This is a genomic window from Pseudomonas sp. BW16M2, assembly GCF_014268865.1.
Taxonomy (GTDB): Bacteria; Pseudomonadota; Gammaproteobacteria; order Pseudomonadales; family Pseudomonadaceae; genus Aquipseudomonas; species Aquipseudomonas peradeniyensis.
The window spans coordinates 35761-48803 of the sequence record NZ_JABWRI010000005.1 but is presented as its reverse complement, the minus strand read 5'-3'; the positions used below and the strand labels follow the sequence as shown (position 1 = coordinate 48803).

Below are 13043 nucleotides of genomic sequence, written 5' to 3'. Positions count from 1 at the left end.
TCATGCACGGCGAATCTCCGATCAAACGTCGCGAATCCCGCAAAATCTGGGTCGGCAATGTGCCGGTGGGTGGTGATGCGCCCATCGCGGTGCAGAGCATGACCAACACCGACACCAACGATGTCGCCGCCACCGTGGCGCAGATCCAGCGCCTGGTCGATGCCGGCGTGGACATCGTGCGGGTCTCGGTGCCGGACATGGACGCCGCCGAGGCGTTCGGTCGCATCAAGAAACTGGTCAGCGTGCCGCTGGTCGCCGACATCCACTTCGACTACAAGATCGCCCTGCGCGTGGCTGAGCTGGGCGTCGACTGCCTGCGCATCAACCCGGGTAACATCGGCCGCGAAGATCGCGTGCGCGCCGTGGTCGACGCGGCCCGCGACCGTGGCATCCCGATCCGCATCGGCGTCAACGCCGGTTCCCTGGAAAAGGACCTGCAGAAGAAGTACGGCGAGCCCACCCCGGCGGCGCTGGTCGAGTCGGCGCTGCGCCATGTCGAGCACCTCGACCGCCTGGATTTCCAGGACTTCAAGGTCAGCGTCAAGGCCTCCGACGTGTTCATGGCCGTCGAGGCCTACCGCCTGCTGGCCAAGCAGATCATCCAGCCGCTGCACCTGGGGATCACCGAAGCCGGCGGCCTGCGCTCGGGGACGGTGAAATCCGCCGTCGGCCTAGGTATGCTGCTGGCCGAAGGCATCGGTGACACCATCCGCATCTCCCTGGCCGCCGATCCGGTCGAGGAAGTGAAGGTCGGCTACGACATCCTCAAGTCGCTGCACCTGCGTTCCCGTGGCATCAACTTCATCGCCTGCCCGAGCTGCTCGCGGCAGAACTTCGATGTGGTCAAGACCATGAACGAACTGGAAGGTCGCCTGGAAGACCTGCTGGTACCGCTGGACGTCGCGGTAATCGGTTGCGTGGTCAACGGCCCGGGCGAGGCCAAGGAGTCGCACGTGGGCCTGACCGGCGGCACGCCGAACCTGGTCTACATCGATGGCAAGCCATCGCAGAAACTGAACAACGACAACCTGGTCGACGAGCTGGAAAAGCTCATTCGCCAGAAAGCGGCCGAGAAGGCCGAGGCCGACGCGGCGCTGATCGCCCGCGGCTGAGACACAGATTCGTAAGGACTACTCGTGAGCAAATCGCTGCAAGCCATTCGTGGCATGAACGACATCCTGCCCGACCAGTCGCCGCTGTGGCGCTATTTCGAGGGCACCGTGGCCGGCTTGCTGGACAGCTACGGCTACAGCCAGATCCGCACGCCGATCGTCGAGTTCACCGAGCTGTTCAAGCGCTCGATCGGTGAAGTCACCGATATCGTCGAGAAGGAGATGTACACCTTCCAGGACAACAAGGACTCGCTTACCTTGCGCCCGGAAGGCACCGCCGCCTGCGTGCGCGCAGTGCTCGAGCACGGCATCATCGGCAATGGCCAGGTGCAGAAACTCTGGTACGTGGGCCCGATGTTCCGTCACGAGCGCCCGCAACTGGGACGCTACCGTCAGTTCCACCAGATCGGTGTCGAGGTGTTCAACCTGGCCGGCCCCGATATCGATGCCGAACTGATCATGCTCACCTGGCGCCTCTGGGCGTTGCTGGGTATTCAGGACGCGGTGACCCTGGAGCTCAACAGCCTGGGTACCAGCGAAGCCCGCGCGCGCTATCGTGATGCACTGGTGGAATTCCTGTCCCAGCGCATTGATCAGCTGGACGAAGACAGCCAGCGTCGCCTGAAGAGCAATCCGCTGCGTATCCTCGACAGCAAGAACGAAGGCACCCAGGCCGCCTTGGTAGGCGCACCGAAGCTCGAAGAGTACCTGGACGAAGAGTCCCGCGTGCACTTCGATGGCGTGAAGGCCCGTCTTGACGCTGCTGGCATCCCGTTCGTGATCAACACCAAGCTGGTGCGCGGCCTGGATTACTACAGCAAGACCGTATTCGAGTGGGTCACCGACAAGCTCGGCGCCCAGGGCACGGTCTGCGCTGGCGGGCGCTACGATGGCCTGGTCGAGCAGATGGGTGGCAAGCCGACCGCCGGCGTTGGCTTTGCCATGGGGATCGAGCGTCTGCTGCTGCTGATCGAAACCCTGGGCCAGGTGCCTGAGTCGATCAGCCGTACCATCGACGTTTACCTGTGCGCCTTTGGCGAGCAAGCGGAGCTGGCTGGCCTGAAGATCAGCGAGCAACTGCGCGATCGTCTGCCGAACCTGCGCCTGGCAGTCAATGCCGGTGGCGGCAACTTCAAGAACCAGTTCAAGAAAGCCGACAAGAGCGGCGCGCTGTTCGCGCTGATTCTGGGCGACGACGAGCTCGAGAAGCAGCAGATCGGCCTGAAGCCCCTGCGTGGCCAGGGCGAACAACAGAACATTGCCTGGGATGCGCTTGCCGCGCACCTGGAAACCGCGATCGCCCAGGCGTGACGCGGTCTGACAACGAATAGGCGAATAGGAGTATTGGGGTGTCGAGTACCGATGATGAGAGCCTGGCAGCAGCCAAGGACTGGTGGAACCGCAACGGCAAGCCGCTGCTGACCGGCGCCCTGCTGGCCGGCGTGGTGGTGTTGGGCTGGCAGACCTGGCACAAGTACCAGGCCAACCAGTCCCAGGGCGCCTCGGTGCTGTACCAGGCGCTGCTGGAAACCTCGTTGACGCCTGACGGCAAGCCCGACGCGAGCAAGGTCGCCGAGCTGTCCGGCAAGCTCAAGAGCGAGTTCGGCGGCACCGCCTACGCCCAGTACGGCAGCCTGTTCGTGGCCAAGGTCGCGGTCGAGAGCGGCAAGCTGGACGACGCGGCCAGCGAGCTGAAGAGCGTGCTGGACAAGCCGGCCGACGCCACCCTCGGCGAGATCTCGCGCCAGCGCCTGGCCCGCGTGCTCGCGGCCCAGGACAAGGCCGAGGACGCGCTCAAGCTGCTCGACGGCGACACCGACAAGGCCTTCCTGGCCAGCCGCGAAGAGCTCAAGGGCGACCTGCTGGTACAGCTGGGCCGCGCCGACGACGCGCACAGCGCCTACGAAAAAGCCAAGGCCGCGCTGTCCGACGACGCCGCGATCGGTGGCCTGCAACTGAAGCTGGATGACCTGGCCAAAGGGGACGCCTGAAGTGAAGGGTTGGAAACAAGCAGCAGTGCTCACCCTCGCCGTGCTGGCGGCGGGTTGCAGCAGCAACAGCAAGAAGGAACTGCCCCCGGCCGAGCTGACCAAGTTCACCGAGGAAGTGGTGCTGAAGAAGCAGTGGAGCCGTTCGATCGGTGACGGCCAGGGTGAGACCTACAACACCCTGGTGCCGGCCATCGAGAACGACCGCATCTATGCCTCCGACGTCAACGGCGAGGTCTTCGCGCTGAACCGCATCACCGGCGACGTGGTGTGGAAGAAGGACCTCGAGCTGCCGGTATCCGGCGCCGTGGGCGTGGGCTACGGCCTGGTCATGCTGGGTACCCTCAAGGGCGAGGTCATCGCCCTGGACTCCAGCACCGGCGAGGAGCGCTGGCGCTCGCGCGTCAGCAGCGAAGTGCTGGCGCCGCCCGCCAACAACGGTGACGTGGTGGTGGTGCAGACCCAGGACGACCGTCTGGTCGGCTTCGACGCCGCCACCGGCGACCGTCGCTGGATCTACGAGAACAGCCCGGCCGTGCTGACCCTGCGTGGCACCGGCGCGCCGGTGGTGACCAACCGCCTGGCCGTGGCCGGCCTGTCCACCGGCAAGGTGGTGGCGGTCGACATCAGCAACGGCGTGCCGGTGTGGGAGAGCCGCGTGGCGATTCCGCAGGGCCGTTCCGAGCTGGACCGGGTGGTGGACATCGACGGCGGCCTGCTGCTGTCCGGTGGCACCCTGTACGTCGGCACCTACCAGGGCCGCGTCGCTGGCCTGGAGCTGGAAAGCGGCCGCGTGCTGTGGCAGCGCGATGCCTCCAGCTACGTGGGTGTCGCCCAGGGCTTCGGTAACGTCTACGTGAGCGAAGCGTCGGGTACCGTGCAGAGCGTCGACGAGCGTTCTTCCAGCTCGCTGTGGAGCAACGACTCGATGGCCCGCCGTCAGCTGTCGGCGCCGGAAGTGTTCTCCAGCTATGTGGCGGTGGGCGACTTCGAGGGTTACCTGCACCTGCTCAGCCAGGTCGATGGCCGCTTCGTCGGCCGTGAGCGTATCGACAGCGATGGCCTGCGCGCCCGACCCCTGGTGGTCGGCGACACCATCTACGTCTTCGGCAACAGCGGCAAGCTCGAGGCACTGACCATCCGCTGAAGCTATGCTTGAGCTCGCTCGCGGGCTCAGGCCGCGGCGCATGACGCGCCGCCCGAACTCCGGCCGCTGCCTTGCAGCGGCCTTTGCATTTTCAAGAATTCAAGAGTGGAGAGCCGCATGGTTCCCGTAATCGCCCTGGTGGGCCGGCCGAACGTCGGTAAATCCACCATGTTCAACCGCCTGACCAAGACCCGCGACGCCATCGTCGGCGACCTGTCGGGCCTGACCCGTGACCGCCAGTACGGCGATGCCAGCTGGCAGGGTCGTTCCTACATCCTGATCGACACCGGCGGTATCACCGGTGACGAAGTGGGCATGGACGAGAAGATGGCCGAGCAGTCGCTGATGGCCATCGAGGAAGCCGACTACGTGCTGTTCCTGGTCGATGCCCGTGCCGGCATGACCGCCGCCGACCAGATGATCGCCGATCACCTGCGCAAGCGGAACAAGGAAGCGATCCTGGTCGCCAACAAGATCGACAACATCGATCCCGATATCGCCCGCGCCGAGTTCTCGCCGCTGGGCATGGGCAACGCCATCCCGGTGGCGGGCTCCCAGGGCCGCGGTATCAACGCCCTGATGGAATCGCTGCTCGGCCATATTCCCCGTGACCCCGAGGAAGAAGCCCTCGACGAGGATGTCGCCGAAGGCGAGGAAGCCACGCGCATCCCTGGCCCGGGCGAGAAAGACGGCATCAAGATCGCCATCATCGGCCGCCCCAACGTGGGCAAGTCGACCCTGGTCAACCGCATGCTCGGCGAAGAGCGCGTGGTGGTGTACGACCAGCCGGGCACTACCCGTGACAGTATCTACATTCCGTTCGAGCGTGATGGCGAGAAGTACACCTTCATCGACACTGCCGGCGTGCGCAAGCGCGGCAAGATCCACGAGGAAGTCGAAAAGTTCTCGGTGGTGAAGACCCTGCAGGCGATCAAGGACGCCAACGTGGTGATCTTCGTCATGGACGCCCGCGAAGGCGTGGTCGACCACGACCTCAACCTGCTGGGCTTCGCCCTGGATGCCGGCCGCGCCGTGGTCATCGCCCTGAACAAGTGGGATGGCATGGAGCCGGGCGAGCGCGACTACGTGAAGACCGAGCTGGAACGCCGGCTGTTCTTCGTCGACTTCGCCGACATCCACTTCATCTCGGCGCTGCACGGCACCGGCGTGGGCCACCTGTACAAGTCGGTGCAGGCCGCGTTCAAGTCGGCGGTCACCCGCTGGCCGACCAGCCGCCTGACGCAGATCCTCGAAGACGCCATCAGCGTGCACCAGCCGCCGCTGGTCAACGGTCGCCGGATCAAGCTGCGCTATGCCCACCTCGGTGGCGCCAACCCGCCGCTGATCGTGATCCACGGCAACCAGACCGACAAGATCCCCAACTCCTACTCGCGTTACCTGGAGAACACCTACCGCCGGGTGCTCAAGCTGGTCGGCACGCCGATCCGCATCGAGTACAAGGGCGGTGACAACCCGTTCGAGGGCAAGAAGAACACCCTCACCGATCGCCAGGTCAACAAGAAGCGCCGCCTGATGTCGCACCACAAGAAGGCTGAGAAGAAGCGCCGCGACAAGCGTTAGTAACAGCGCTTGCAGAACCCTCGTTGGGAGGGGCCCCGCGATGAGATTGTTCAGGTCAATTGACTGCCTGATCTGACCTCATCGCGGAGCAAGCCCGCTCCCACGCTTCATTCTGCTGTTGGGTTGCAACGGTTGACCCACCGCAATCCCCCTATTGTTTCAACCTTTTTCCTGACTGCTTGATCCGCTATGCTCGGACCCAACCCCGTGCCGGACAAACCCCAGGAAAGAGGGCTCCATGATCCGCAGCAAACTGCCGAACGTCGGCACGACCATCTTCACCACCATGTCGCAACTGGCCATGCAGACCGGTGCGCTCAACCTCTCCCAGGGCTTCCCTGACTTCAACGGTCCCCAGGCCTTGCTCGATGCCGTCGGTCGCCATGTGGCCGCCGGGCACAATCAGTACTCGCCCATGACCGGCCTGCCAGCGCTGCGCCAGCAGGTGGCGGCGAAAATCGCCCGGTTGTACGGCGCGAATGTCGATGCCGACCAGGAGGTGACGATCACCCCGGGTGCCACCGAAGCGATCTTCTGTGCCATCCAGGCGGTCATCCATGCCGGCGACGAGGTGATCGTCTTCGACCCCAGCTACGACAGCTACGAGCCGTCCGTGGAGCTGGCCGGCGGGCGCTGCGTGCATGTGCCGCTGACCGACGGCAGCTTCGGCATCGACTGGCAGAAGTTCAGCGATGCCCTGAGCCCGCGCACGCGCATGGTCATCCTCAACTCGCCGCACAACCCCAGCGGCGCGCTGATCAGTCGCGACGACCTGGACGAACTGGCCAGGCTTATCGGTGACAGGGATATCTACCTGGTCAGCGACGAGGTCTACGAACACCTGATCTACGACGGCGTGCGCCATGCCAGCGTGCTGGCCCACCCGCAGCTCTATTCGCGGGCGTTCGTCGTCAGCTCGTTCGGCAAGACCTATCACGTCACCGGTTGGAAGACCGGCTACGTGGTCGCCCCGCCGGCCCTCAGCGCGGAACTGCGCAAGGTGCACCAGTACGTCAATTTCTGTGGCGTGACGCCCTTGCAGTGCGCGCTGGCCGACTTCATGGCCGAGCACCCCGAGCATATCGACGAGCTGCCGGCCTTCTACCAGGCCAAGCGCGACCTGTTCTGCGAGCTGCTGCAGGCCTCGCGTTTCACTTTTACCCGCACGCCGGGCACCTATTTCCAACTGGTGGACTATTCGCAGATCCGGCCCGACCTGAACGATGTCGACATGGCCCTGTGGCTGACCCGTGAGCATGGCGTGGCCAGCATCCCGGTGTCGGTGTTCTACCAGCAACCCATCCCCGAGCAACGCCTGGTGCGCCTGTGCTTTGCCAAACGCGAGGAGACGCTGCGCCAGGCAGCGGAGAAACTATGCGCGATCTGAGCCAACTGCCGAACCTGAAAATCGCCCTCGTGCAGACCACCCTGGCCTGGCACGACCGCGAGGCCAACTACGCGCACTTCGAGGAGCTGATCGGCCAGTCCGGCGAGGTGGACCTGGTGGTCCTGCCGGAAATGTTCACCACCGGCTTCTCGATGGAGTCCGAAAGCCTGGCGGAGCCTGAGAACGGCCCGACCTACAAGTGGCTCAAGGCCCAGGCGAAGAAAGCCAACGCGGTGATCACCGGCAGCGTGATCATCCAGGCCGCCGACGGCAGCCACCGCAACCGCCTGCTGTGGGCGCGGCCCGACGGCGAGATCCTGCACTACGACAAGCGTCACCTGTTCCGTATGGCTGGTGAGCACAAGCACTACACCCCAGGCGAGCGCCAGGTGCAGTTCGAGCTCAAGGGTTGGCGGATCCGCCCGCTGATCTGCTACGACCTGCGCTTCCCGGTGTGGAGCCGCGACGCCCAGGACACCGACCTGCTGCTGTACACCGCCAACTGGCCGGCGGCGCGACGCCTGCATTGGAACCGCCTGCTGCCGGCGCGGGGCATCGAGAACCTGTGCTTCGTCGCGGCGGTTAACCGGGTGGGCACCGATGGCAAGGGTTTCGCCTATTCCGGCGACAGCCAGGTGCTGGACTTCCAGGGCGAGAGCCTGCTGAGCGCGGGCGAGGCCGACGGCGTGTTCACCGTGGTGCTGCGGGCGGCGGAGCTGGCGGCGTACCGGGCGCGGTTCCCGGCGAACCTGGATGCCGATACCTTCGATCTGCATTGAGGGCCAATCGCGGGGCAAGTCGCATCGGCGCACCGCCGCTCCCACGGGTTTGCGTGGGAGCGGCGGTGCGCCGATGCGACTTGCCCCGCGATGCTTTCAGGCTTCAGTACACATCTCGCCGGTATCGCCCGTCCTCGATCAACTGCTGTACTGCAGTCTCGCCCAGCATCCCCTGCAACGCCGCATCCACCCCGGCAGCCATCCCTTGCAGGCTGCCGCAGACATACACGCAAGCGCCATCCTCGATCCAGCGCTTGAACTCGGCGGCCTGCTGCAACAGCACGTCCTGCACATAGATCTTCTCCGTCTGGTCCCGCGAAAACGCCAGGTCCAGCCGTTGCAGATCGCCGCTTTCCTCCCAGCCCTGCAGCTCCTCGCCGCACAGCAGGTCGTGCGCCCGGTTGCGCTCGCCGAACAGTAGCCAGTTGCGTTGTTCGCCCTCGGCAATGCGGGCCTTGAGCAGGCTGCGCAGACCGGCCAGGCCGGTGCCATTGCCGATCATTACCAAGGGCGCCGACTCGGCGGGCAAATGGAAACCGCTATTGCGACGCAGGCGTGCGCTGACACTGCCTTCCAGCGGCAGGTATTCGGTCAGCCAGCCGGAGCCCAGGCCCAGGTTGCCATCGGCGTGGCGTTCCTGGCGCACGATCAGCTCCAGCACGCCATCGCTGGCGATGGAGGCAATCGAGTATTCACGGGCAGTCAGCGGGATCAGGGCATCGACCAGTGCCTGGGCATGCAGGCCGATCAGGTGTTCGCGGCTGACCGGCAACTGGCGGCTGGCCAGGGCCTGCGCCAAGGTTTCCTGCAGACCGTCGAGTTGAACCGGGCTGCGTGGATCGAGGCCCAGACCGGCAAGGAAGGCATCGACGCGGGGCTGGCCGTTGCGTGGCAGGATTTCGATCAGGTCACCGGCTTCCCAAGTTGCGGGTGCTTCCGCCTGCAGGCCCAACAGGTACACCGGCGCGCCCTGGCTGCCGGGGTTGATCCGTTCGCGGCGGGAAAGGTGCCAGTTGCCGAAGCTTGGTGCTTGCCAGGCGGCGACCGGGCGGGCGCCGGTCAGTTGCGTCAGTTCCTGTTGCCACAACTGCAGGGCGACGGGGTCGGCATTGTCCACCTCCACCGGGCTGAAGGCGCAGCTGGCGCCACGCTCGCCGAGCCAGGCCTGGAGCCGGCGGGCGAAGCCGCAGAAGTGCGGGTACTGGCGGTCGCCCAGGGCCAGCAGGGCGTAGTCCAGGTGCTCCAGCGGCCAGGCTTGGCCTAGTACCTTGCGCTCGAAGCCACGGGCGCTGTCAGGGGCCTCGCCGTCGCCGAAGGTGCTGACCACGAACAGCGCGCGGTTGGCCTGGCGCAACTCGGTCTCGCCCAGTTCGGCCAGCGGCCGTACCTGTACCGGCAAGCCGGCGGCTTGCAGTTGGCCGGCGCTCTGCCAGGCCAGCTGCTCGGCGAAACCGCTCTGGCTGGCGAAACCGATCAGCCAGCGGTCGCCGTCATTCGACTGCGGGGCCACCGCGCCACGGGCGGCGCGAACCTGGCGCTTCTTGCGCCGACGGTCGAGGTACAGCAGCCAGCCGGTGACGAAGAACAGCGGCATGGTCAGGCTGGCGAGGGTGACGATGATCCGCCCCGGCAGGCCGAAGTAGCTGCCCACGTGCAGGGCGTAGACGCTCTGCAGCAACTGGGCCTTGAACGACTTGTCGGTGTAGCGCTCGTGACGCTTTACCTGGCCGCTGGCCGGGTCGAGGGTGAGGGTGTTGAGGGCGCGCTCGTGGTCGGCGCCCTGCAGCAGGTAGAACAGGCTCGCCGGTTGCCCGCCGGCCGGTGGCAGGCGCAGGTTATAGGTGGACAGGCCGGGGCCTGCGGCGGCCTTGAGGTTGGTCCAGATGGCATCGTAATCGACAACAAGAGGCGGGGCGTTCTTGTCCACCTTGGGCGGGCCATGGCGACCACCGCGGCCTTCGCCACGCTTCTGCTCGCCGGCCGCGGGCTGGTCGGCCAGCAGTCGGTTGAGGCCTTCGCGGTACCACTCGTAGGACCAGAACAGCCCGGTCAGGGCGAACAGCAGGTAGAACAGCAGGCACCAGGTGCCGAACACCGCGTGCAGGTCCCAGTTGAAGGCACGGCCTTTCTTCGCCCAGTCCAGCGTCAGCCAGGTCCGCCAGTTCAGTGCCTTGCGCGGCCAGCGCAGGTACAGCCCGGACAGGCAGAAGAAGATCAGCATCAGGGTGCAGGCGCCGGTGATCTGCCGGCCGCTGTCGCCCATGGCCAGGAACCGGTGCAGGTTGAGCATGAGGTTGAAAAAGCCCAGGCCGGCCACGTCACCCTTGAGCTCGCCGGTGTACGGGTCGGCGTAGCGCAGTGCGCCGCGGCGCTCGCCGGGGGCGGGGGTGAAGAAGATCCGCGCGGCGTTACCCTCGCGGGTATCGACCCAGAGCATGGAGACCTTGTCGCCTTGCGCGGCCTCGACCCGGCGGACCAGCTCGGCCGGTGGCAGCACGCCTTCCTGGCGGATCTCGACCTTGAGTACCTCGGCGTTGAATGCGCGCAGCAGTTCTTCCTGGAACGACCAGATCGCGCCGGTCACGCCCATCAGCGCCAGCACCAGGCCGGCGGTGATGCCAAAGAACCAGTGCAATTGGAACAGCGTCTTCTTCACCACATCGATCACCTTGTATTGCCGCCAGGAACTGCGCGGCGTGCATTATGCCTTGATACGCAAAAGCCCCGTTCAAGCGAATGAACGGGGCTCGGGGTGCGGCTGTTTAGAAGTGCACGCTGGTGGTCAGCAACGCCGTGCGCCCCGCCGCCTGGTTGGCGAAGTGGGTGGAGTAGGCCTTGTCGTAGTAGACCTCGTTGGTGAGGTTCTGCACGTTCAGCTGCAGGTCGATGTTCTTGGTCAGCTTGTAGGCGGCCATGGCGTCGTAGCGTACGTAGCTGTCGACCATGGTGGTGTTGGCCACGCTGCCGTAGACGTCATCGACATAGAAGGCGCCGCCACCGACGGTCAGCTTCGGCGTCAGCTGGTAGGTGGTCCACAGGCTGGCGCTGTTGTTCGGCGTGTTGGGCAGCTGGTTGCCGTCGTTCGCCTTGCCCAGCGGGCCGCCGTCGATCTGGCGGGCCTGCATGTAGGTATAACCGGCGAACACTTGCCACTTGTCGGTCAGCTTGCCGCTGGCCGACAGCTCGATGCCTTGCACGCGGGTTTCACCGACGTTCTCGTAGGTGTTGGTGTTGACCTGGACCCGGGCGTTTTCCTTCTCGGTGCGGAACAGCGCGGCGGCCAGGGACAGGCGCTGGTCGAGCAGGTCCCACTTGGTGCCGAGCTCGTAGTTGGTGGTCTCTTCCGGCTCCATGTCACTGCCCAGCAGGTTGCCGGAACGGTCGGTGGCGTTGCCCAGCGGGTTGCCTTCGGTACCCTCGCCAAGCATGGCGCCAGGCGGCGTGGCGGAGGTGGCGTAGGACACATAGATGCTGCCGTTGTCTGCCGGTTTCCACACCAGGCCCAGCTGGCCGGTGATGAACTCGCTGGTGTCCGAGCCTTTGGCGGGCACGCCCTTGCTGCTCACCGCGGTGCTGCCGTCGGCGTTGTAGCCACGGTAGTCGGTGTCGAAGTGGTCATAGCGCAGGCCCATGTTCAACAGCCATTGCGGGGTCAGTTCCAGGGTGTCGAACACATAGAGCGCGCGGGTCTTGCTGCTGGTCCTGGTGCCGGCGTAGTTGCGCGCGACGGTGCCGACCCAGTTGTCGTCCGGGTTCGGGTTGTCCAGCGAGGTGCAGCTGCCGCCACTGCCCGGGCCGGTACAGGTGAGCTTGCTGTTGGGGGTGACGGTGTAGCTCTGGCGGTCGGACTCTTCCTTGGTGAACTCGACGCCGGTGGAGAAGCTGTTCTTCAGGCCGCCCAGGTAGAACTCGCCGAACAGGTCGGTCTGGTTGGTGGTGGTGGCGGTGTTGCCCACACGGGTGTTGGCGCGACGCCAGACGCCATTGTTGTTGACGTTGCCGGCGCTGTCGTCAGGCTGGGTCAGCACGTAGTCCTGCATGCTGTTGCCGTGGCGCAGGGTGTTCTTGATGGTCAGCGTATCGGTCAGGTCGTGCTCGATGGCGAAGGTCGCGATATCGACGCGGGTCTTGCGGAAGTCGCGTCCGGTCAGGCCGTAGAAGTTGTCGCTGTCGCCACCGTCGACCGGTTTGTCCGGATGCGCCGAAGTCCGTGCGGTGCTGCCTGCACGCGGCACACTGTAGGGGATGCCGGAGTCCGGCAGGTCGTCGCTTTCCAGGTGGTAGTAGTCGAGGTTGACGCGGGTCGGCGTGCCCAGGCCGAAGGCCAGCGAGGGGGCGATGCCCCAGCGGTCGTAGTTGACCTTGTCGCGGCCGGCGACGTTGCTTTCGTGGGTCATCAGGTTCAGGCGCCCGGCAACGCTGTCGCTGAACTGATAGTTGCCGTCGAAGGTGTAGCGTTGGGTCTGGTCGCTGCCCCAGGTCCAGGCGCCGTCCAGCGAGTTGCCCAGGTGTGCGCGTTTGCTCACCAGGTTGATGGTGCCGCCTGCGGCGCCACGGCCACCGACTGCCGAGTTCGGCCCCTTGGCCACTTCGACAGACTCGATGGCGAAGATTTCGCGGGTCTGGGCACCGGTGTCGCGCACGCCGTCCAGGTAGGTGTCGCCCTGGGCGTCGAAGCCACGGATGAAGGGGCGGTCGCCTTGCGGGTTGCCGCCTTCGCCGGCGCCGAAGGTGATCCCCGGCACGGTGCGCAGGGCATCCTGCAGGGACATGGCGTTGGTGTCCTTGATCACCTGTTGTGGGATCACGGTGACCGACCGTGGGGTGTCCACCAGCGGCGCGGTGTACTTCTGCGACGAGGCCTTGTCGACCTTGTACTCGGTGCTTGCCTGTTCGGCCTTGCCATTGACGCTGGTGGCGTCGAGGGTGATGGCGTTGCTGGCGGCCGGGTCGGCGGCATAGGCCGAGGTGGCGGTGATCGCCATGCCGATGGCGGAGGCGAGCAGACGTGGTGAACTCACAGCAGATGGCACGTGACGCATTGTTGTA

The 13043-nt window shown here is 65.5% G+C and carries 9 protein-coding genes; 7 read left to right on the top strand and 2 right to left on the bottom strand.

What is annotated here, in order from left to right; all coding sequences use genetic code 11:
• Positions 1-2: 2 nt before the first annotated feature.
• From ispG to HU735_RS06680, 7 genes are all read left to right on the top strand, one after another.
• Positions 3-1112, top strand: coding sequence for a flavodoxin-dependent (E)-4-hydroxy-3-methylbut-2-enyl-diphosphate synthase (gene ispG, locus HU735_RS06710; RefSeq protein ID WP_028689597.1), 1110 nt, complete (start codon positions 3-5; stop codon positions 1110-1112).
• Positions 1113-1136: 24 nt separating this feature from the next.
• A complete protein-coding gene (gene hisS / locus HU735_RS06705) occupies positions 1137-2423 on the top strand; it encodes a histidine--tRNA ligase (RefSeq protein ID WP_186712888.1) in 1287 nt (428 codons plus the stop codon).
• Between the two features lie 38 nt (positions 2424-2461).
• Positions 2462-3103: a tetratricopeptide repeat protein gene (locus HU735_RS06700; RefSeq protein WP_110735771.1), complete on the top strand. Its 642-nt coding sequence runs from the start codon at positions 2462-2464 to the stop codon at positions 3101-3103.
• Position 3104: 1 nt separating this feature from the next.
• Positions 3105-4247: an outer membrane protein assembly factor BamB gene (bamB, locus tag HU735_RS06695; protein ID WP_186712887.1), complete on the top strand. Its 1143-nt coding sequence runs from the start codon at positions 3105-3107 to the stop codon at positions 4245-4247.
• Between the two features lie 117 nt (positions 4248-4364).
• On the top strand, positions 4365-5828 hold the full coding sequence (der, locus tag HU735_RS06690) for a ribosome biogenesis GTPase Der (RefSeq protein WP_186712886.1): 1464 nt from the start codon (positions 4365-4367) through the stop codon (positions 5826-5828).
• Positions 5829-6066: 238 nt separating this feature from the next.
• On the top strand, positions 6067-7215 hold the full coding sequence (locus tag HU735_RS06685; protein ID WP_186712885.1) for a pyridoxal phosphate-dependent aminotransferase: 1149 nt from the start codon (positions 6067-6069) through the stop codon (positions 7213-7215).
• Complete coding sequence (locus HU735_RS06680; protein WP_186712884.1) at positions 7203-7994, top strand: amidohydrolase; 792 nt, start codon at positions 7203-7205, stop codon at positions 7992-7994. The genes HU735_RS06685 and HU735_RS06680 overlap by 13 nt, the downstream gene beginning before the upstream one ends.
• 103 nt (positions 7995-8097) lie before the next feature.
• Here the strand turns inward: HU735_RS06680 and HU735_RS06675 are convergent, their stop codons facing one another.
• Together HU735_RS06675 and HU735_RS06670 are read right to left on the bottom strand one after the other, a co-directional pair.
• Positions 8098-10653 carry a PepSY domain-containing protein gene (locus tag HU735_RS06675; RefSeq protein WP_186712883.1) on the bottom strand — a complete coding sequence of 852 codons (2556 nt, stop codon included), beginning with the start codon at positions 10651-10653 and terminating at the stop codon, positions 8098-8100.
• Positions 10654-10756: 103 nt separating this feature from the next.
• Entirely contained in the window at positions 10757-13036 is a 2280-nt protein-coding gene (locus HU735_RS06670; RefSeq protein WP_186712882.1) for a TonB-dependent siderophore receptor, read from the bottom strand.
• Positions 13037-13043: the final 7 nt, after the last annotated feature.